The organism is Mycobacterium sp. E2699 (assembly GCF_001666745.1).
Classification (GTDB): domain Bacteria; phylum Actinomycetota; class Actinomycetes; order Mycobacteriales; family Mycobacteriaceae; genus Mycobacterium.
In genome coordinates, this window is sequence record NZ_LZJH01000065.1 from 33,574 (window position 1) to 53,369 (window position 19,796).

The window sequence follows — 19,796 nt, forward strand, 5'->3', positions numbered from 1 at the left end:
GAGGGCACTATGTCTTGTGTCCGCCTTCGAGCGACAACTGGACGAGCTGAACACGCGAGGTCAAGCCGAGCTTGGCGTAGACGTGGGTGAGGTGGCTCTGCACCGTGCGCGGGGAGACAAACAGCCGTGCGCCGATCTCCTTGTTGCCCAGCCCTTCCCGCACCAGAGCCACCACATCGTTTTCCATGGGGGTCAGCGATCCCCAGCCGCTGGGGGGACGCTTGCGTTCGCCGCGGCCGCGCTGTGCGTAGGCGATCGCCTCCTCGGTGGACAGTGCGGCACCTTCGGCCCAGGCGGCGTCGAAGTCTTTCTGCCCCAACGAGTCCCGAACGGCATTGACCGCGGAATCGTAGCCGGCTTGATACATCGGCCGGCGGGCCTGCCCCAGGCGCTCCCGGATCGCCGCCGCGGCACCGAACAGGCGCGCCGCATACGGGTGGTTGCCGCTGCCGGCAGCCAGGCGGGCGAGGCATTCCAGGGTATCGGCCACCCGAAGGTAGGCGCCGGTGCGGACGACCAAGGCGAGGGCGTCGTGGGCGTCGCGCTCGGCCTGTTCGGGATTGCCCTGCGCGATGGCGATATAAGCGCGCAGCGTCAGTGCCTTCAGCCGATACCAGCCCGATGCAGCGGCGACGCCGTCGTCGGCCCAACGGCGCGCCGGCGCCAGATCACCACACGCGAGTGCGACCTCGGCCATCGGGGTGACGAGTGCGGTGAAGGACTCGCGCTGGGGATTGGTGTGCTTCCACGCGTTCTGGACCGCCCGCGCTGCGGCAACAGCGTCGCCGTCGGTCAGAGCGGCTTCCGCGAAAACGGCGTAAACCGTGTCTTCCAGCAATCCGCCGATCGCCTCCGCGGCGTCCAGGGCCGATTGGGCCGCCTCATAGGCCGCGGCCGCATCACCCCGAAACGCATTGATTATGCCGACACAGACATGACCGTAAACCTTCATCGTGAGGTCGCCGGCCGCCTCGGCCTCGTCGGCCAGCGCAGTGCTGACTTCCATGCCGCCCGCCATATCTCCGCGCATCCCCAACCCCATCGACAACCAAGCTCGGCAGTGCCGCGAGAAGAATCGATCACCTAAAGCGTCAGCAAGGTCGCGTCCCCGTTCGGCGGCGGCACACGCCGCGACGGGCTCACCGGCGACGGACGCCGCGGCCGCCTCGTAGCCGAAGATCTGGCACTGGCTCCATCTATCGGAGTTGGCCCGGGCCAGGTCATTTGCCTCGCCGAAGTAGGCTCGCGCGGCCTCGGCGTCTTGGTATGCGTGTCGGCCGCATGCGATGAGCGCCCGAGTGACGAGCGCGGGGTCGTCGAGTCGACGGGCCATCGCCAGCGCCTGCCGTGCCTGATCCAAGTCCGTCGGTACGCCCGCCCACGCCGCGAGAATCGCTCGCTGGGTCACCATGCCAACCCAGACTTCGGGCGACACCTGTGTCTGGCTCTCGTCAGCCAAAAGGGCGTCCAGACCAATCAGCGCCTCTTTGACACGGCCGGCTCGCAACCATAACGGGCGCAGCGATTCGACGAGCTGCAGGGCCGTCGCGAACTCCGAATGTTCGCGGCTCCACGCGAATGCGGCCCTCAGATTGTCGATTTCGGTTTGCGCCCACTCCAGCAGCTCGTCGTCGTGGCTGTGGCCGCGCGCTTCCAGGTCGGCGGCCGTGGCCGAGTAGTGGTCGCGGTGGCGGGTGCGCACCTCGTCAGCCTCGCCGGACTCGCCGAGCTTTTCCTGAGCGTACTGGCGCACGGTCTCCAGCAGCCCGTATCTCATCCCGGTGCCGGTGCCAGGCTCAAAGGCCACCACCAGCGACTTGTCGACCAGCAGGCCCAGTTGGTCGAGCAACTGATAGCTTTCGGCCGCAGTGCCGGCGGCGACGGACTGGGCGGCCTCCAGGTCAAATCCGCCGGCGAAAACCGCCAACCGGCGGAACAGGATTCGCTCCGGCTCGGTGAGCAGCGCGTGCGACCAATCCACCGACGCCCGCAGCGTCTGCTGCCGCCGCACGGCCGTGCGCGCGCCGCCGGTGAGCAGCCGGAACCGGTCGTGCAGGCTGTCCACGATCTGGCGCAACGACAGCGCCCGGACCCGTGCCGCGGCGAGCTCGAGTGCCAACGGCATGCCATCGAGCCGTCGGCAGATCTCTTCGACCAGCGCTCTGTTCGACTCGGTCACAACGAATTCCGGGCGGACACGTCGGGCGCGGTCGGTGAATAACTCGATCGCCTCGTCCTCGAGTGACAGCGACGGCACCCGCCAGCTCAACTCACCCGGCACGCCGAGTGGTTCGCGGCTGGTGGTCAGGATCGTGAGGTGCGGTGAGGCCGCAAGCAATTCGACAACCAGGCTCCCGCACGCGTCGAGCAGATGCTCGCAATTGTCCAGGAGCAGCAATACCGCCTTGTCGCCGAAGAACCGCGTGAGCAGGTCCATCGTCGAGCGGCCCGGCTGATCCGGCAGACCCAGCGTGCGCGCCACGGTCACCGGCGCCATCCCCGGGATGGTGACCGGTGCCAGATCGACGTACCACACTCCGTCGGCGAACTCGTCCGCGAGCCGCGAGGCGACTTCGACGGCGAGTCGAGTTTTGCCGGCACCTCCCGCGCCGGTCAGCGTGAGGAGCCGGTTTGCAGTGACGGCATCTCGCAGTTCGGCCATTTGAGCCCGGCGCCCGACGAAGCTGGTCAACTGGGCCGGCAAGTTGTGCGACACGACTGCCCGGCGCACGCGAAGTGGCGGGAAGTCGTTGCGCAGATCGGGGTGGCACAGCTGCACGACGCGCTCCGGCCGAGGCAGATCCCGCAACGCGTGGCTGCCCAGATCGGCCAGCCACACCCCGTCGGGCAAGCGATCCAGGATCATCGGTTCGGTCGCCCCCGACAGTACCGTCTGACCGCCATGCGCCAGATCACGCAGCCGCGCCGTGCGGTTGATCGTCGGGCCCGCGTAGTTAGCGTCGTCGCGCAGTTGGATCTCGCCGGTGTGGATTCCGATGCGCAGCCGGATCGGGGCCAGCGGCGCCCGTTGCAACGCCAGCGCGCAGGCCACCGCATCGGAGGCGCGCGCGAACGCGGCGACGAAGCTGTCGCCCTCGCCCTGCTCGACGGGGCGGACCCCGTCGTGAGCGGCGACGGCCTCGTCGACCGTCCGGTTCAGCTGGGTCAGCGCGGCCGCCATCTGCTCCGGCTCGGTCTCCCACAACCGCGTCGAGCCCTCGACGTCGCCCAGCAGCAACGTCACCGTGCCCGTCGGCAGCAACTCGCCCACGCCCAAATCGCTCCAGGTCAGCTGCGGCATCTCCGCATGTTGGCTCATGGTAGCCAGCATCGGCGCCGACATGCGGCAAAACATCGGCCATAACGCGCAGATCCCCTCCGGCGGGGCGCGCGTGGTCTGCGCGGTCCACCGCGCGCGGATTTATGCGCTGCGGCGGATGGTCTTGCCCGCAGGGCGCCGGATGGTCGGTTGATGACCACTATCGATGCAAGCGAAGCCCGAACCCGGGGATCACCCGCCGAATGCCCAACGCGCGCCTGGCCGGCCCCGGTCCGTGGCCGGGGATGGACGTCATCACCTGGCCCACCACCGTGCCGCTGCGATTTGACGTCACTACTGTTGGCAGGCATGACTGACTGGACCGCCGCGGATTTGCCGTCGTTCGCCGGGCGCACCGTGATCATCACCGGCGCCAACAGCGGGCTGGGCGCGGTGACGGCCCGCGAGCTGGCGGCCAGGGGCGCCAAGGTCGTCATGGCCGTCCGCGACACGGGCAAGGGCGACGCCGCCGCGCGGCAGATGAGCGGGGACATCGAGGTGCGCCGGCTCGACCTGCAGGACCTGTCGTCGGTGCGCGAGTTCGCCGACGGGGTGGACTCCGACGTCGACGTGCTGATCAACAACGCCGGCATCATGGCCGCGCCGTACGCGCTGACCGCCGACGGCTTCGAGAGCCAGATCGGCACCAACCATCTCGGTCACTTCGCCCTGACCAACCTGCTGCTGCCCAGGCTCACCGATCGCGTCGTCACGGTGTCGTCCATGGCGCACTGGCCGGGCCGCATCGACTTCGACGACCTGAGCTGGAAGAACCGGCGCTACTCCCCCTGGCTGGCCTACAGCCAGTCGAAGCTGGCCAACCTGCTGTTCACCAGCGAGTTGCAGCGGCGACTCGATGCGGCGGGGTCGCCGTTGCGGGCGCTGGCCGCCCACCCCGGCTACTCGCACACCAACCTGCAGGGCGCCTCGGGCCGCAGGTTGGGCGACGCGCTGATGTCGGCCGCCACCCGGGTGGTGGCCACCGACGCCGACTACGGCGCCCGGCAGACCCTGTACGCGGCCTCGCAGGACCTGCCGGGCGACACGTTCGTCGGACCCCGCTTCGGCTACCTCGGCCGGACCCAACCGGTCGCGCGCAGCCGTCGGGCGCGAGACGCCGCCACCGCGACCAAGCTGTGGGAGCTGTCCGAGCAGCTCACGGGCACCAAATTTCCGTTGTAGCCGAGTTCAATTTCCGCTCTGCCGTACCGATGCGCTACCCTGGCCGGGCGTCACGGCGAGGGTGCTAGCACACCGTTATCGACGGAGACCGACTCTTGAGTCGCGACCTGGCCGTGCCCCGAACGAGAAGCACACAGGAGCGACACGATGGCCAAGTCAGCAGTCAACCAACTCGCGGTGACGGTGCGTACCGAGACCGGCAAGGGCGCGTCCCGCCGGGCCCGGCGCGACGGCAAGATTCCCGCAGTCCTGTACGGTCACGGCGCCGAGCCCCAGCACCTGGAACTGCCCGGCCACGACTACGCGGCGGTGCTGCGGCACTCGGGCACCAACGCGGTGCTGACACTCGACATCGCCGGCAAGGAACAGCTGGCGCTGACCAAGGCGCTCGACATCCACCCGATCCGCCGCACCATTCAGCACGCCGACCTGGTGGTCGTGCGCCGCGGTGAGAAGGTCCACGTGGAGGTCAACGTCGTCGTCGAGGGCGAGGCCGGTCCCGACACCCTGGTCACCCAGGAGACCAACACCATCGAGATCGAGGCCGAGGCCATGTCGATTCCCGAGCAGCTGACCGTGTCCGTCGAAGACGCGCCTCCGGGCACCCAGTTCACCGCCGGGCAGATCACGCTGCCGAAGGGCGTCAGCCTGGTGTCCGACCCCGACCTGCTGGTGGTCAACGTGGTGAACGCGCCGACGGCCGCGGACCTCGCGGAAGAGGGTGCCGGCGAGGCCGCCGAGGGCGAAGCAGCGGCCCCCGCGGCCGAAGAGGGCGGCGAGGCCGAGGCCTCCGGCGACGAGTCCGAGTAGGCGGTTCGCGACGTGGCCGAACCGCTTCTGGTGGTCGGCCTGGGCAATCCCGGAGACAACTACGCCCGCACCCGGCACAACCTCGGGTTCATGGTCGCCGACCTGCTCGCGGCGCGGCTGGGCGCGAAGTTCAAGCCGCACAAGAAATCCGGCGCGGAGGTTGTCAGCGGCCGGCTGGCCGGGCGCGCGGTGTTGCTGGCGAAGCCGCGGTGTTTCATGAACGAGTCCGGCCGCCAGGTGGGGCCGCTGGCGAAGTTCTACTCGGTTGCCCCGGCTGACATCATCGTCATCCACGACGACCTTGACCTGGAGTTCGGCAACATCCGGCTCAAGATCGGCGGCGGTGAAGGCGGCCACAACGGGCTGCGCTCGGTGGCGGCGGCGTTGGGCAGCAAGGACTTTCAGCGTGTGCGCATCGGGATAGGCCGGCCGCCCGGTCGCAAGGACCCGGCGGCCTTCGTGCTGGAGAACTTCACCGCCGCCGAGCGCGCCGAGGTCCCGACGATCTGCGAACAGGCCGCCGACGCCACCGAGTTGCTCATCGAACTGGGCCTGGAGCCGGCGCAGAACCGCGTCCACGCCTGGTAGGCGAGCGCCGGTTTCTGCGCGGTCACCGCGAGATGTCCTCCAGCGCCTGGTGGGCCGCGTTGTAGCCGGGGGTGAACGTGATCCCCGGGCCCCCATGGCATCCCGCGCCACCCAGGTACAGCCCGTCGATGCCGATGGGCATGTCGAGGAAGCCCTTGGGCCCGGGCCGGTTGGGCCCCATCAGGTCCGGATGCAGGAGGCCGTGGCAGAAGTCGCCGGAGGGCGCGGCGAACATCGTCTGCATGTGATAGGGCGCGAACGTGATGTGCCGGATCTGGATGTCGCGGAAGTTGGGTGCGTAGCGGGTGATCTTGTCGATGACCTTCTCCGCCATCACGTTCTTCAGTTGACCGTGCAGGTCGCGGCTCGTTTCCACCGGGAACGCGTAGGCGAACGCGCTCGCCGCGTGCTTGCCCGGGGGCGCCATGCCGGGATCGTGGACGGACGGTATCTGCATGCCCATCGACGGGTTGTCGGGGATGATCCCCCTCCTGCACTCCTCCCATTGGCGCTGCTGTTCTTCCGGCGAGCCGAAGATGCCGATGGACGACTGCATCCCGGGTTCGTTGAGAAAGTCGTAGGGCGGGGCGAATTCCGGCAAGCCGTCGAGCGCGAAGTGGATTTGAACGAACGACGCCCGGTGGTCGCGCCCGCTGAGCCGGGTGACCAGGTCGGCGGGCAGATGCTCGGCGCCGACCAGGTCGATCAGGGTCAAGTCGGGCGACAGGTTCGACACGACGATGGGCGCGCTGATCTGGGAGCCGTCCTTCAGTCGCACGCCGGTCACGGAAAAGTCGTCGACGAGTATCTTCTCGACCTTGGCGCGATACCTGATCTCGCCCCCGTGTGCGACGAACAGGTCGTGCAGGTGCTGGCCCAGTGCGCCGATCCCGCCCTCGAGCTTCGTCATCATGGCCGCGCCCTCGTTCGGGACGGCGAGCGCGAACGCCAAACATGTTGCGCTGCCGGGGGTGTAGGGCCCGCGGTACGTGGAGTTGATGGCGAGGAAGGCGAGCATCCCGCGCAGCACCGCATGCTTGTCCTTGTCGGGCAGGAAGCGGTCGATGGCGTCCATCGCCGTCCCGAACAGCACCTCGTGGATGGCCCTGCGCTCGAATTCGTTTGCGGCGCAGGCGTACATCTCGTCGATCGTCTTGGGCGGCGTGCGCACCTCGAAGCGGCCCAGCGCTTTCGCCGGCCCCTGGCTCCAGCCGATCATCTCGGCCATGCCCGTGACGGCGTCGGTCCCGAGTTTCTCGGCGAGGTGGGTCATCAGCTTCATCGGATCGCGGTAAAAGATCATGGGTTCTTCGCCGTTGTCGCCGAGATTGACCGACTGGACTTCGGCGTCGACGGTGGGCAGCGTGTCCAGCCCGAGCTCTTTGGTGATCGCGGGGGCGGTGGGGAATTGCACCGAGCCGGCTATCTCGTAACGGAATCCGTCGATCAACTCGACCGTGGCCGCCATTCCGCCGCTGTAGGTGTTGGCCTCCAGGCACAGCGTGCGCATGCCGGCGCGCTGCAGAACCGCCGCCGCGGTCAACCCGTTGTGGCCGGCCCCGACCACGATCGCGTCATAATCCGTCATCGCTGATGCTCCTTCTACGAGGCACCCGTCACCGGCGGTCCTCAATATATGTCAGTACTGACTCAATTGAAAAGGCGTCGGGACTGACAGTTCGTCCCGTGTGATGGGATGCGAGGTATGAGCGAGCGGACGAATCTGCACAAGCTGCGCCACAGCAGGACCCACGAGGCGCTGCGGCAGGTGGCCTTGAAGAGGTTCGCCAGCGAGGGGTTCGGCAACGTCACGGTGCAGGAGCTCGCGCGGGAAGCCGGAGTCACCGAGCGCACCTTCTTCCGGCACTTTCCCTCCAAGGAAGCCGTGCTGTTCCAGGACTACGACACCCAGGTGGAATGGCTGGCCGACGCGCTCGCGCGGCGTCCGCGCTCCGAGTCGCTGTTCGAGGCGGTGTTTGCCAGCGTCGAAAGCTTCCCCCACGACGTCGAAGTGGTCCGGCAGGCCGCGCTGGCCCGTGCCGAACTGATCACCGGCGAGCAGATCGCCGGGCATCTGCGCGTGGTTCAGTCGTCGTTCGCCGCGGTGTTCACCGACTTCGTCACCCAGCGCCACCCCGACATGGCGAACATCGATCTGATCGCCAAGGTCGCGGGCGCCACGCTGGCCGCGGCGCTGGTCGTCGCGGTGGAGAGTTGGGGGCGAGACGGCTGCACCGGAAGTTTGGCGGCGATCACCGCCGAGTGCCTGGACCTCGTGCGGTCGGGGCTGGCCCCGCTGGCGTGACGCGGAGTCCTCCGCTATGGCGAGCGTGCGTGTCGGTACGACGACACGCCGCAAACCATGGCAATGTGCGCACGCTCGCCGCGGGGCGGCGCGGCCGACGAAAGCTAGCTGACCAGGCTGACCGACGTGGAGCGGCGCAGCTTGCCCGACGGCGTCTTCGGGATGGTGCCGGGCCCGAGCACCACGACGTTGCGCGGCCGCACGTCGACCTCGGCCACCACCTCGTGGGCGACCTGGTGCTCGATGCGGCGCACCTCGGCCGGGTCCTGCCAGGCGTTGGACTCGACCGCGACGGCGAACGTCTCGCGAGAGTGGCCGGCATCCAGGCGCACCGCGACCGCGCAGCCCGGCCGGACCCCCTCGACGCGGCCGGCGGCCCGCTCGATGTCGGTCGGGTAGATGTTGCGGCCGGCCATGATGATGACGTCCTTGACGCGGCCGCAGACCACGACGTGGCCCTGTTCGGTGAGGTAGCCGAGGTCGCCGGTGTCGTACCAGCCGTGCTCGTCCTGGGCCGGGATGAAGCCGCCCATGGTGAGGTAGCCGGGCGTCAGCGACTCGCCGCGCAGCTCGATGACGCCGACGCCGCGCGCGGGCATCACGTTGCCGTTCTCGTCGATGATGCGCGCCTCGAGGTCCTTCAGCAGCGGACCCAGCGTGGCCAGCCGCCGCGTGTTGCCCTTGGTGGCGGGCACGGCCCGGCGCAGGGCCGCCAACAGGTCGGCGTCGACCTCGTCGACGACCAGGCCGGCGTTGCACTCCGAGAACGACACGGCCAGCGTCGTCTCGGCCATGCCGTAGGCCGGCAGGATCGCCGAGGGCCGCAGGCCGAACGGCTTGCCCGCGTCGAGCAGGTCCTCGACGTCGGCGGGTTCGACGGGCTCCGCGCCGGACAGCGCGAACCGCAGGGTCGACAGGTCGAAGTCGCCCGGCTTGGCGTTGCGGCGCAGCCGCTTGGCCAGCAGCGCGTAGGCGAAGTTGGGCGCCGCGGTCATGGTGCCCTTGTACTTGTCGATGAGCTTGGCCCACAGCAGCGTGTCTCGCAGGAAGTCCATCGGGGTGACCTTGACCAGCTCCGCGCCGAAGTACATCGGGATGGTCAGGAAGCCGACCATGCCCATGTCGTGGAAGCAGGGCAGCCAGCTCACCATGACGTCCTTGTCGACGTCGTACTGCGCGCCGATGAACATCGCCTCGGCGTTGGAGTAGATGTTGCGGTGGGTGATCTGGACGGCCTTGGGCGAACCGGTCGAACCGGACGTCAGCTGCATCAGCGCAAGGTCGTCCTCGCCCACCTCGACCGGGTCGATCGGCTCCGACGCCAGCAGCTCGGCGACCGTCAGGACCTTGATGCCCTTCTCCTCGAGCACCGGGATGGCGACCAGGAAGGGCTCGGAGACGATGACGGCCTTGGCCTCGATCATGCCGATGACGGTCATGGTGTCCTCGGCCCACACCGCGAGATCGGTGCGCAGCGTCGGCTGGTGCAGCATGGTCAGGCTGGCGCCGCGCATCCACAGCCCCTGCGCCGTCGGGGCGATCTCCACCGGGAAGCCGGCGAGCACGCCGACGGCGTCGCCGAGGCCGATGCCCGCGGCGGCCAGGCCGCCGGCGATGCGGCGGGCGCGCTCGTGCACCTCGCCCCAGGTGTGCCGGACGGGTGCGTGCGGTTCACCGGTGACCATGCCCGTCGTCGCGGTGCGCGCATTGCGGAACATCTTGTCGGTAAACCTGCTCACAAAAACCTCCTCGGTTCCGGCAATCTCCGCAAGGTCCGGATTCTCATGTTCCGCCCGCTGGGCGCCGCTGTGTAGCAGGCGCGCGAGCACAGTTGCGCAGCGGTTAGGTCTCGAACCGGTGATGAGCCGAGGAGTCCGCCGGGATGCCCGGCGGACAACGGAATGGATTGGTCGTGCTCACCGCTGCTCGTCACCGCGAGTTATCTTAAACTCCTCTTAAGTAACTGCCAAACCGTGGCGCGCTGTGAGTGGGATCTCACACCCCGGTCGACGCCGGAACCACGCGGGCGCCCGGCACCGGCCCGCTGGCGACGCGGACGGTGCGGCAGACGCCTTCGCCCGACAGCCGGGTCCCGACGTCGACCGCCTCGGCCGCCGACGTGCACAGGAACGCGCACGTCGGCCCCGAGCCGGACACGATGCCGGCCAGGGCGCCGGCCTCGACGCCGGCGCGCAGGGCGTTGCGCAGGGCGGGGTTCAGGCTCACCGCGGCCGCCTGCATCTCGTTGCCCAGCAGGGGGGCCAGCTGCTCCGGGTCCCCGGCCGCCAGGGCCGCCAGCACCGGGCCGGGCTCGTCGAGCCGCGGCGGAACCTTGCCCTTTCGGGGGGCCTCCCGCAGCCGGTCCAGCTCGGCGAAGACGTCCGGGGTGAGCAGCTCGCCATGCGCGAACGCCAGCACCCAGTGGAAGCTGTTGCGCGACAGCACGGTGGCCAGCTCCTCGCCGCGCCCGGTTCCCAGCGCGGTGCCGCCGTGCAGCGCGAACGGCACGTCACTGCCCAGCCGTGCCGCGAGCATGTGCAGGTCGCGGCGCGGCACGTTGAGCTCCCACAGCGAGTTCATCGCGACCAGCACCGCCGCCGCGTCGGCGCTGCCGCCCGCCATGCCGCCGGCCACCGGAATGGACTTGTGGATCATGATCGAGACGTCGGGCGCCCGGCCGACGTGGTCGGCCATGAGCTCGGCCGCCCGCCAGGCGAGGTTGCGCTCGTCGGTGGGCAGCGTCCCGGCGCCCTCCCCGACGAGCTCGAGCGTCAGCACGTCGGCGTTGCGAACGGTCACCTCGTCGAGCAGCGAAACGGCCTGGAACACCGTCGTCAGCTCGTGGTAGCCGTCCTCGCGGCGATCGTCCACCGCCAGGTACAGGTTGACCTTCCCGGGCACGCGCACCGTGACGGACCCTGTAGGCACCCACTGCGCGGCGGTGTTGCCGTCAGACACGATAAGCCCCGTCAGCCACGGCAGCAGACTATCGCTGCGGCAGGCGAACCACACGCAACTGCGCCCGGTCAGCTCGCCGAAGCATGGCCCGGGACGTGCGGCAGCGTGTCATCGGGGCCGTGTGCGTCGCCGGACCGCCGCAACAACCGCACGAAGTCGTCGATCGACAGGGTCTCGCCGCGACGGGCCGGGTCGATGCTGGCGGCCAGCAACCGATTCGCCGATTCGTTGCCCGAGCCCGCCCACTCGGCGAACGCGTTGCGCGACGTCTTGCGCCGCTGGGCGAACGCGATGTCCACCAGCTCGAACACCCGCCGCCGGAACGCCTCGTCGGTCGGCCACGGCGAGGTCGGATACCGGTCGATGCGAACCAAACCGGAATAGACGCGCGGAATCGGCCAGAAGACGGTCGGCGACACCATGCCGCACCGACGCACCCGCCCGAAGAACCGGATCTTCACGCTGGGCACGCCGTAGTCCTTGCCGCCCGGCTCGGCGGCGAGCCGCTCTGCCACCTCGGCCTGCACCATCACCGTGAGGACACGAATGGACGGGAATTCGGCGAGCAGATGCAGCAACGCCGGAACCGCCACGTTGTAGGGCAGGTTGGCGACCAGGGCGGTGGGTTCGCCGGACACCTCGGCGCGGCGCAGGGTCAACACGTCGCGGTTGAGGACCGTCAGCCGCTGGGCCTCACTGTGCGAATGCTCGGCGACCGTCTGCGGCAGCCGGCCGGCCAGCACCGGGTCGATCTCCACGGCGGTGACGGTGGCGCCCCGGTCCAGCAGCGCCAGCGTCAGCGAACCGAGGCCGGGACCGACCTCGAGGACGTGGTCGGACCGGCCGATGCCGGACGCCGCAACCACCCGGCGCACCGTGTTGGCGTCGTGGACGAAGTTCTGCCCCAGTGACTTCCGTGGCCGAAATTCCAGTTCTTTGGCCAGCCGCCTGATCTCGGTACGCCCGAGGAGCCGGATGGTCAGCTTGCACCAGCTCTTCCGCTGCACACCGGCCAGGCGCCCCAGCCCTGGCGTTGCCGGGTCACCTCGGCGATGGCGATCTGCTCTTCGCGGGTGGCGAGGTCGGCGCGCGGGGCGAACCGAAGCCCGCCGTTGCGCTCCCACGTGCCCTGGTCGAACTGCACACCCCCGTAATACCCGTTGCCGGTGTTGATCGCCCAGTTGCCGCCGGCCTCGCAGCCCGCGATGGCGTCCCAGACCGACCCGTTGCTCACCGGGGGCACATCGGTGCCGGGCTTGGTGCCCACGCGCACCACCGCCTCACGGGCCGGGGTGATCACCGTGTTGGCGACCGGCAGCCGCCCCGTCTCGACGCCGTTGACCGTGGCCACCGCGAACGTCACGTCCTGCATACCCGGGCTGCCCGGGTCCTCGACGACCTGGCGGCTGACGTTCATCCCAGGGTCCTCGATCCGGCGCGCCGGCGGCTGCAGCGGAATCCGCTCGGTGATCCGCTGAATCCGGTTGCGGGTCACCTGGATCTGCATCCCGTCGACGATCGGCGAGGCGGCGCCGGGTGTCACCTGGTCGCTCTCCAGCAGCGGCGCGCCGGCGGCGTTCAACAGCCCCGCCACGTTGGGCGCCGGCAGGTGCACGGTGCGGACCGCGCCCCCGTCGTTGATCTGCACCGTCTTGGCGCTGACGACCGGCAGCGTCATCCCCGCCAGCGGCACCCGGCTGCCGCGCGAGGCGGCCGCCGGGGCGGTGTCGGTCATGGCGAGCTGCGCCAGCGCCTCGTCGACGGTCGACGCCGTCGTCCACACCTGCCTGGCGTCGCGGCCGTCCAGCGAAATCTGCAGGGGCCGACTGCGCCGCAGGACGATGTCGGCGGCGTCGTGGACCTGCACATCGGCGGCCGGGTACAGGTCGTCGCGCTCGTCGACGTTGTAGCCGTTCTCCCGGACGATGTCGATCACCCGCGACTTCATTGTCGTCACCCGCATCGCGACGCCGTCGACCGTCAGCGTCACCGTCTTGGACGCGGACACCGCGAGCCCACCGGCGCATCCCAAGGTCAACAGCAGCGCCCCGACCAGGAGGCGCAATGTGGGTGATGAATTTTGATGAAGTTTTGTCAATACAGTCAACGCGTGCTACCCCGACCTCAGCAACAAGTCACGAACCACTCAGCAGGAAAATCACAAAAACGACAGCGGGGCCATCAGGCCCCCACCGTACGATCACAAGACGGTAACGAACCGGCCAATGTTGGGCAACTCCGGCGCAGCATTGTCAGCCAAATCACCCGTCGGGCACGCAGGTCACGAGGCCAGCCCATACACCCGGCGAGCATTGCTGGTCGTCATTCGCGCCACGTCTTCGGGGCGACGATCCAGCAGTTCAGCGATCGCCCGCACAGTATAAGGAAGGCAGTACGGCTCGTTCGCTGACCCGCGATAGGGATGCGGGGTCAGAAATGGCGCGTCGGTTTCCACCAAAAGCTGTTCCAGCGGTATCAGCGGCACGGCGTCGCGCAGCGCGCGGGCGTTGCGGAAGCTCACTGTCCCCGACAGGCTGAGCAACCATCCGGCGTCCACGCAGCGGCGGGCCATCGCCGCGTCCGACGAAAAGCAGTGGAAGATCACGGCGTCCGGGGCGCCCTCGGCGGCCAGCACGTCGAGGACCGCGGCGTCGGCGTCCCGGTTGTGGATCATCAGCGGTTTCCCGCACCGCTTGGCCAGCTCGATGTGCCAGGCGAACGCCTCCCGCTGCGCGGCGGGCTCCGCGCAGCCGTCCAGGCGGCCGGGCCAGTACAGGTCCATTCCGGTTTCGCCGACGGCCACCACCCGCGGATGGGCGACCAGTCGCTCGATCTCGGCGCGGGCGCCGTCGTCGAGCGCGTTCGCGCGGGTCGGGTGCAGCGCCACGGCGGCGTACACCCGCGGATCCCAGTCGGCGGCCCGCGCCACCCAGCGCGCCGAGTCCAGGTCGTCGGCGATGGTGACCACCGCGCCCACCCCGACGGCCGCCGCGCGGTCGACGATGGCCCGCACGCCGTCGGCGTCCCGCGCCCCGCACGCGTCGAGATGGGTGTGCGCGTCGACCAAGGGCGCCAGCGGCTCGGGCGCCGGCGGCGCTTCTCGTGCACCAGAGCGGTTGGAGCTCACCGCCACACAATAGGGGCCACCCAATAGGGTGAGTCTCGATGAGGCCCTACTACGTCACCACCGCGATCACGTACCCCAACGCCGCGCCGCACCTGGGGCACGCGTACGAGTACATCGCCACCGACGCGATCGCGCGGTTCAAGCGGCTCGACGGTTTCGACGTGCGGTTCCTGACCGGCACCGACGAGCACGGCCTCAAGGTCGCCCAGGCCGCGGCGGCCGAGGGGCTGCCCACCGCCGACCTGGCCCGCCGCAACTCCGACGTCTTCGAGCGCCTGCAGGAGCGGCTCAACATCTCCTTCGACCGGTTCATCCGCACCACCGACCCCGACCACCACGAGGCGTCCAAGGAGATCTGGCGACGGATGGTCGCCGCGGGCGACATCTACCTCGACGCCTACAAAGGGTGGTACTCGGTGCGCGACGAGCGCTTCTTCGTCGAATCGGAAACCGAAGTGGTGGGCGGGACCCGGATCGCCGTCGAGACCGGCACGCCGGTGACCTGGACCGAGGAGCAGACCTATTTCTTCCGGCTCTCGGCGTACGCGGACAAGCTGCTGGCCCATTACGAGGCGAACCCCGACTTCATCGCCCCCGAGGTGCGGCGCAACGAGGTGGTCAGCTTCGTCTCCGGCGGCCTGCGCGACCTGTCGATCTCGCGGACGTCCTTCGACTGGGGGGTGCAGGTGCCCGAGCACCCCGACCACGTCATGTACGTCTGGGTCGACGCGCTGACCAACTACCTGACCGGCGTGGGCTACCCCGACACCGACTCCGAGCTGTTCCGCCGCTACTGGCCCGCGGACCTGCACATGATCGGCAAGGACATCATCCGGTTCCACACCGTCTACTGGCCCGCGTTTTTGATGTCGGCGGGAATCGAGCTGCCGCGCCGGGTTTTTGCGCACGGGTTTTTGCTCAACCGCGGCGAGAAGATGAGCAAGTCGGTGGGCAACAGCGTCGCCCCGGACGCCCTGGTCGAGACCTTCGGGCTGGATCAGGTGCGCTACTTCCTGTTGCGCGAGGTGCCGTTCGGCCAGGACGGCAGCTACAGCGAAGAGGCGATCATCACCCGCATCAACACCGACCTGGCCAACGAGCTGGGCAACCTGGCGCAGCGGTCGCTGTCGATGGTGGCCAAGAATCTGGGCGGCGTGGTGCCCGACCCGGGCGAATTGAGCGCCGCCGACCGTGAGCTGCTGGCGGCCGCCGACGGCCTGCTCGAGCGCGTGCGCGCCAACTTCGACGCCCAAGCGATGCACCTGGCGCTCGAGGCGATCTGGCTGATGCTCGGGGAGGCGAACAGGTACTTCTCCGCCCAGCAGCCGTGGGTCCTGCGCAAGAGCGAATCCGAGGCCGATCAGGCCAGGTTTCGCGCCGTGCTCTACACCACCTGCGAGGCCGTGCGCATCGCGGCGCTGCTGGTGCAGCCCGTCATGCCGGACTCGGCCGGAAGGCTGCTGGATCTGCTCGGGCAGGACCACGACCGACGCGCTTTCGCGGCGATCGGCGCGCGACTGGTTCCGAGCACCGCGTTACCGGCGCCGGCCGGCGTGTTCCCGCGGTACCAGCCGCCGCCCTCTTCCGACAGCGAGTGACCGGTAGCGGAGTCGTCCAGCAAACCCGTTGAGCGGGAATCGTGAGGGTGTGGGAAAGGGGCACCTGAATGGCCCCATTTCGTAGTCCATAATCGGCGTGTGGAGCGACGACGAAACCCGCAACACGGTCAATCGCCGATGACTGCGTTGCAGGAGTTGCCCGCGTTGGTCGTCCTGGAGAGAGTGCCTATTCCGGTGCTCGCCGTCGCGCATGACGGCAGCATCCTGTTCACCAACAGCGCGTTCGCCGAGATGGTGGGCCGCACGCCGGAAGAGGTTCTGTCCCTGCGGTTTCAGGAGATTTTCTATGAAGCCTCGGGGTCGGAATCGCTGCTTCCGGTCGTTCATGCCCTCGCGAACATGGTCGTCAAATTGGCGCACAAAGACGGTTCGGTCGTGCGAGCTTTGATGAGCAGGTCGGCACTCATGCGGGCGGACGATCAGTTCGCCCTTGCGGCCTTCCAGGATCTGACCGAGCAATTGTGGGTGCACGAGCATTAGAGTTGGCCGCCGGTCAGGCGGCGCTGCGGCGCAATTGGATACCTGGCGTGAGGGCGTCTCGGGCGAACCTTCCCGATCGCGATATCGGCCCGTCTCGCCTAGCCGACCTCCGGCACCGAAGCGGCGCCGGCGGATGGCGGTTCGGACGGGCGGCCGTGGCGGAGGGCCTCGCGCGCAAGAAATTCACGGAAGTAAGGAAGCGACGCCTCCGTGACGATGCCGGCGAGGATGAGTTCCCAGAATCGGGTCGGGGGGCCGGCCAGGCGATCGGCGACGGCCCGGTCTTCACCGCGCGCCGCGACACCCTTGGCCGCGATCGCGTGGAACAGCAGGCGCGTTCCGAACATGGCGCCGATGATCGACTCGCTGACCGCTTCGGCATCGAGATCCGGTCGCAGGTCGCCTTCGGCGCTCGCCCTGCGAGCCTGGGCGGCCATCAGCTCAATCAGGTTCGTGCAGAAGTGCGTGGCCGCTTCGTTGAAACCGCTCAAGGCAGCCGTCAATTGCTCAGCCGAGCCGGCCGTTTTGTCAGAGGTGAGCGCGTTCGCGATCGTGAACGTGCCGTGAATCATGTTTTCGAGCGCCGGCGATGACGAGCCGCAGACGTTGCGGAACGCGGCGAGTATTGTCTCCGAGCCCTCCTCGATGATGGCGGATGCCAGCGATTCCTTCGAGTCGAAGTGGTGGTAGAGGGCCCCCTTGGTCATCCCCGTCCGCTCGATGATCGTGTTCCAGCCGGCCGCCGCGTAGCCGACCTCGCCGAATACGTCGATCGCGGCGTCGAGGATTCTTCGGCGGGTGGCTTCCGACCGAACCTGGCGCGCCATTGCGTCTACACCTCCGGAGTTCCATCGATTGTGCTTGGGGTCCCGGATCTCGATGTGTTCACAAATCTTCCGGCCAGGCAGGTAAGCGTAACAGCCGCCGCCACGCGGTCCCGCCGCGCGATTCGCGCACTAGTCGGAATCCGGTCCCGTCGAGCTGGCCGTGATCGCCAGCGCCGCGCGTCGCCTCAGGAACTGGCGGAAGTAGTCGATCCGACCCGCCTGCAAGATGCCGGTCAGCAACAGAAGCCAGCACTTCTCCAAGTCCTGCAGGAAACGTTCCGGCTCTTCGAGACTGCTCGTCTGCCGCAGCCCCATGTGCAGGGAGACCATCAGGCGCCCCAGATCCTGGGGATCACAGTGCTGGTCGATGTCGCCCTCCGCGATGGCCTGCTCGACGACTCCGGACAGGGCCTTGGCCCATTCCTCCAGAAGTCGCTTCTGCAGCCCTTCCGACCGACCGACCGACTCGAGCAGGTTGAGCCCGGCCCGCACGCCGTCGGTTTGGATATCCGCGACGGCGATCAGATAGGAGAAGTCGATGAGGGTCTCCAAGCCCGACAGTCCGCGACTGAGCAGATCGTCCACCGCGACCGTGCCGACGGCGGTCTGCCGTTCGATAATGGCCACGGCCAACGCGTGCTTGGACCGGAAATGGAAGTACATTGCGCCTTTGGTCAGTTCCGCATCGGCGAGGATGTCGTCGAGGCCGACATCGTGGTAGGCCCGTCGAGCAAACTGGTGCGAGGCGGCGCGCAAAATCTGTCGCCGCGTCGCGTCGGCGCGTCCGTCGGTCGAGTGGGTGGTCATCGGAACCGCGAACTCAGCCCTGAAGCGCGGCTTGATCGCGCTTCCCGAAAAGAAACGCGAAGTATCGTTCAGGGACCTGTGTCACGGGCCGGATCGATCGTGTTCATGTTGGCGATGCCTTCCTGAGCAGGGCACAAACTCGGTTCTCGAGCGAGCACTCAACCGCCTCTGAGGCTAGCAGCCGGTCGTCCCCCTGCGGGGTTCAACGCTCCGGATTGAGATGATGGACTTGCAAATACTTTCGGTGCATAATTAGCGAATGTCCGAGACCAATAGTATGGATTGGGAGGGGTCCTGTGGCTAATAGTTTGTCCTGGTCCGAGGTCTGTTCGCCACCCCTGCGGCCCGGCGGCACCTGGTGACCCCTCCCCCGACGAGCGCCGCGGGTGCGGGCGGCTCGGCGATTTGCTTCACGACAGTGCGCGACGGCCGCAGCAGCCGACCCGCATCGCAGACGCGGACCGCGCGGAGGGACCACACCGCCGCGCAGAGAATGGGGAGTCAGATGCTCTGTCGGTTATGTGACTCGGACAGCCTGGTCAGCGTCCTGGACCTCGGCGCCACTCCACGTTGTGAGACGTTCCTGGCCGCCCGCGACCTCGATCGCCCGGAGCTGACGTTTCCGCTACACCTGCGGTTGTGTGAGGACTGCCTGCTGCTGCAGATACCGGCAGCGATCACGCCCGAGGACACGTTCACCGAATACGCCTACTTCGCTTCCTATTCGGACAGTCGGGTGCAGCACGCCAAGCACTTCGTCGACGAGGCCATCGGACGACTCGGGCTCGGACCGCACTCGCGCGTCATCGAGGTCGGCAGCAATGACGGCTACCTGCTTCGACACGTCGTCGCGGCGGGCGTGCCATGCCTGGGCATCGAACCGTCGGACAACGTCGGGGCCGCCGCTCGCGAGCGGAATGTCCCGACGTTATCGGCTTTCCTGAATGAGGAGCTCGCGGCCGAGATTCGCAACGAATACGGACCGGCCGATTTGGTTGTCGCGAACAATGTTTACGCGCACACACCCGATGTACGTGGCTTCACCCGTTCCCTGCGGAGATTGATGGATGACGACGGCTGGCTGAGCATCGAGGTGCACCACGCGCTGAACCTGGTGCGGCTGGGGCAGTTCGACACGATTTACCACGAGCACTTCCAGTACTACACGTTGTTTTCGGCGATCTGCGTATTGGCCACCGTCGGGTTGGCCGTGGTCGACGTAGAGCTCCTGCCCACCCACGGTGGGTCCATACGCATCTGGGCACGCTCGGCGGACATTGCCGGACGGCCGACCGACCGGGTGGATCAGGTGATGCGCGCCGAGGAGGCGGCCGGACTACACCAGGTCGACGGCTATCTGCGACTGCGTCCCCGGACCGAAGCCATCCGGCACGAGCTGCTGCGCTTCTTGTTGCAGTGCCGCGCCGAGGGCAAGCGCGTTGTCGGCTATGGTGCGCCGAGCAAGGGCAACACCCTCCTCAACTACTGCGGGATCCGCACCGACCTCCTCGAATACACCGTCGACCGCAACCCCTACAAGCACGGTCGCTTCACGCCGGGAACCCGAATCCCGATATACCCGGTGGAGCGCATCGCCCAGGACCGCCCAGACGTGGTGCTGGCGTTGCCGTGGAACCTCGAGACCGAACTGACCGATCAGCTCGGTTACCTCGCCGAATGGGGCGGCCGACTCGTCTTTCCGCTTCCGGCGCTGCACGACGCGCTAAGCGGCGGCGTGCAGCCCTGAGGGCCGCGCGTGTAGCGCGGTCCGGCC

At 68.3% G+C, this 19,796-nt stretch carries 17 protein-coding genes; 8 read left to right on the forward strand and 9 right to left on the reverse strand.

The genetic code is table 11. The features are described 5' to 3' along the window. Positions 1–7: 7 nt before the first annotated feature. Entirely contained in the window at positions 8–3,331 is a 3,324-nt protein-coding gene (locus tag A5696_RS10510) for a LuxR C-terminal-related transcriptional regulator (protein ID WP_067877863.1), read from the reverse strand. Here A5696_RS10510 and A5696_RS27645 point away from each other — a divergent pair. From A5696_RS27645 to pth, 4 genes are all read left to right on the forward strand, one after another. After that, positions 3,318–3,473, forward strand: coding sequence for a hypothetical protein (locus tag A5696_RS27645; RefSeq protein ID WP_156738330.1), 156 nt, complete (start codon positions 3,318–3,320; stop codon positions 3,471–3,473). The genes A5696_RS10510 and A5696_RS27645 overlap by 14 nt on opposite strands. Before the next feature lie 155 nt (positions 3,474–3,628). Then, the gene (locus tag A5696_RS10515; protein WP_067877498.1) at positions 3,629–4,501 is read left to right on the forward strand and encodes an oxidoreductase; all 873 of its coding nucleotides are present in this window, start codon (positions 3,629–3,631) and stop codon (positions 4,499–4,501) included. Positions 4,502–4,648: 147 nt separating this feature from the next. After that, positions 4,649–5,311 (forward strand): 50S ribosomal protein L25/general stress protein Ctc, encoded by a 663-nt coding sequence (locus A5696_RS10520; protein WP_067877501.1) that lies wholly within the window; start codon positions 4,649–4,651, stop codon positions 5,309–5,311. Positions 5,312–5,323: 12 nt separating this feature from the next. Then, on the forward strand, positions 5,324–5,899 hold the full coding sequence (gene pth, locus A5696_RS10525) for an aminoacyl-tRNA hydrolase (RefSeq protein ID WP_067877504.1): 576 nt from the start codon (positions 5,324–5,326) through the stop codon (positions 5,897–5,899). A gap of 22 nt (positions 5,900–5,921) precedes the next feature. On the opposite strand, the gene A5696_RS10530 is transcribed toward pth, so the two are convergent. Further along, entirely contained in the window at positions 5,922–7,487 is a 1,566-nt protein-coding gene (locus tag A5696_RS10530; RefSeq protein WP_067877506.1) for an NAD(P)/FAD-dependent oxidoreductase, read from the reverse strand. A 117-nt stretch (positions 7,488–7,604) separates the two neighbouring features. Here A5696_RS10530 and A5696_RS10535 point away from each other — a divergent pair, with 117 nt between their 5' ends. Continuing rightward, the gene (locus A5696_RS10535) at positions 7,605–8,204 is read left to right on the forward strand and encodes a TetR/AcrR family transcriptional regulator (protein WP_067877508.1); all 600 of its coding nucleotides are present in this window, start codon (positions 7,605–7,607) and stop codon (positions 8,202–8,204) included. A gap of 104 nt (positions 8,205–8,308) precedes the next feature. Here the strand turns inward: A5696_RS10535 and A5696_RS10540 are convergent, their stop codons facing one another. The 5 genes from A5696_RS10540 to A5696_RS10560 form a co-directional block, all read right to left on the reverse strand. Continuing rightward, a complete protein-coding gene (locus A5696_RS10540) occupies positions 8,309–9,943 on the reverse strand; it encodes a fatty acyl-AMP ligase (protein ID WP_067877866.1) in 1,635 nt (544 codons plus the stop codon). 256 nt (positions 9,944–10,199) lie between these two features. Continuing rightward, positions 10,200–11,162 (reverse strand): 4-(cytidine 5'-diphospho)-2-C-methyl-D-erythritol kinase, encoded by a 963-nt coding sequence (locus tag A5696_RS10545; protein ID WP_067877869.1) that lies wholly within the window; start codon positions 11,160–11,162, stop codon positions 10,200–10,202. A gap of 68 nt (positions 11,163–11,230) precedes the next feature. Next, entirely contained in the window at positions 11,231–12,178 is a 948-nt protein-coding gene (rsmA, locus tag A5696_RS10550) for a 16S rRNA (adenine(1518)-N(6)/adenine(1519)-N(6))-dimethyltransferase RsmA (RefSeq protein WP_067877872.1), read from the reverse strand. Beyond that, the gene (locus tag A5696_RS10555; protein WP_067877510.1) at positions 12,142–13,269 is read right to left on the reverse strand and encodes a resuscitation-promoting factor; all 1,128 of its coding nucleotides are present in this window, start codon (positions 13,267–13,269) and stop codon (positions 12,142–12,144) included. Before A5696_RS10555 ends, rsmA begins: the two co-directional genes overlap by 37 nt. 174 nt (positions 13,270–13,443) lie before the next feature. Beyond that, complete coding sequence (locus A5696_RS10560; protein WP_067877513.1) at positions 13,444–14,295, reverse strand: TatD family hydrolase; 852 nt, start codon at positions 14,293–14,295, stop codon at positions 13,444–13,446. Positions 14,296–14,327: 32 nt separating this feature from the next. Between A5696_RS10560 and metG the strand changes: the two genes are divergently transcribed. Then, positions 14,328–15,887: a methionine--tRNA ligase gene (metG, locus tag A5696_RS10565; RefSeq protein WP_067877516.1), complete on the forward strand. Its 1,560-nt coding sequence runs from the start codon at positions 14,328–14,330 to the stop codon at positions 15,885–15,887. A 138-nt stretch (positions 15,888–16,025) separates the two neighbouring features. Next, the gene (locus A5696_RS10570; RefSeq protein WP_067877519.1) at positions 16,026–16,388 is read left to right on the forward strand and encodes a PAS domain-containing protein; all 363 of its coding nucleotides are present in this window, start codon (positions 16,026–16,028) and stop codon (positions 16,386–16,388) included. Positions 16,389–16,486: 98 nt separating this feature from the next. Here the strand turns inward: A5696_RS10570 and A5696_RS10575 are convergent, their stop codons facing one another. Next, entirely contained in the window at positions 16,487–17,215 is a 729-nt protein-coding gene (locus tag A5696_RS10575; RefSeq protein WP_067877522.1) for a TetR/AcrR family transcriptional regulator, read from the reverse strand. 129 nt (positions 17,216–17,344) lie between these two features. Continuing rightward, a complete protein-coding gene (locus A5696_RS10580; RefSeq protein ID WP_067877525.1) occupies positions 17,345–18,022 on the reverse strand; it encodes a TetR/AcrR family transcriptional regulator in 678 nt (225 codons plus the stop codon). Between the two features lie 505 nt (positions 18,023–18,527). Here A5696_RS10580 and A5696_RS10585 point away from each other — a divergent pair. Next, a complete protein-coding gene (locus A5696_RS10585; RefSeq protein ID WP_067877528.1) occupies positions 18,528–19,769 on the forward strand; it encodes a class I SAM-dependent methyltransferase in 1,242 nt (413 codons plus the stop codon). The last annotated feature ends 27 nt before the right edge of the window (positions 19,770–19,796 follow it).

What these genes read in the sequence shown, in the direction of transcription:
- A5696_RS10580 (WP_067877525.1), bottom strand. Translation starts at nt 18,022, where the DNA reads ATGACCACCCACTCGACCGACGGACGCGCCGACGCGACGCGGCGACAG.
- A5696_RS10585 (WP_067877528.1), top strand. Translation starts at nt 18,528, where the DNA reads ATGCTCTGTCGGTTATGTGACTCGGACAGCCTGGTCAGCGTCCTGGAC.
- A5696_RS10535 (WP_067877508.1), top strand. Translation starts at nt 7,605, where the DNA reads ATGAGCGAGCGGACGAATCTGCACAAGCTGCGCCACAGCAGGACCCAC.
- A5696_RS10530 (WP_067877506.1), bottom strand. Translation starts at nt 7,487, where the DNA reads ATGACGGATTATGACGCGATCGTGGTCGGGGCCGGCCACAACGGGTTG.
- A5696_RS10510 (WP_067877863.1), bottom strand. Translation starts at nt 3,331, where the DNA reads ATGCTGGCTACCATGAGCCAACATGCGGAGATGCCGCAGCTGACCTGG.
- A5696_RS10520 (WP_067877501.1), top strand. Translation starts at nt 4,649, where the DNA reads ATGGCCAAGTCAGCAGTCAACCAACTCGCGGTGACGGTGCGTACCGAG.
- A5696_RS10575 (WP_067877522.1), bottom strand. Translation starts at nt 17,215, where the DNA reads ATGGCGCGCCAGGTTCGGTCGGAAGCCACCCGCCGAAGAATCCTCGAC.
- A5696_RS10570 (WP_067877519.1), top strand. Translation starts at nt 16,026, where the DNA reads ATGACTGCGTTGCAGGAGTTGCCCGCGTTGGTCGTCCTGGAGAGAGTG.
- A5696_RS27645 (WP_156738330.1), top strand. Translation starts at nt 3,318, where the DNA reads ATGGTAGCCAGCATCGGCGCCGACATGCGGCAAAACATCGGCCATAAC.
- metG (WP_067877516.1), top strand. Translation starts at nt 14,328, where the DNA reads ATGAGGCCCTACTACGTCACCACCGCGATCACGTACCCCAACGCCGCG.
- A5696_RS10515 (WP_067877498.1), top strand. Translation starts at nt 3,629, where the DNA reads ATGACTGACTGGACCGCCGCGGATTTGCCGTCGTTCGCCGGGCGCACC.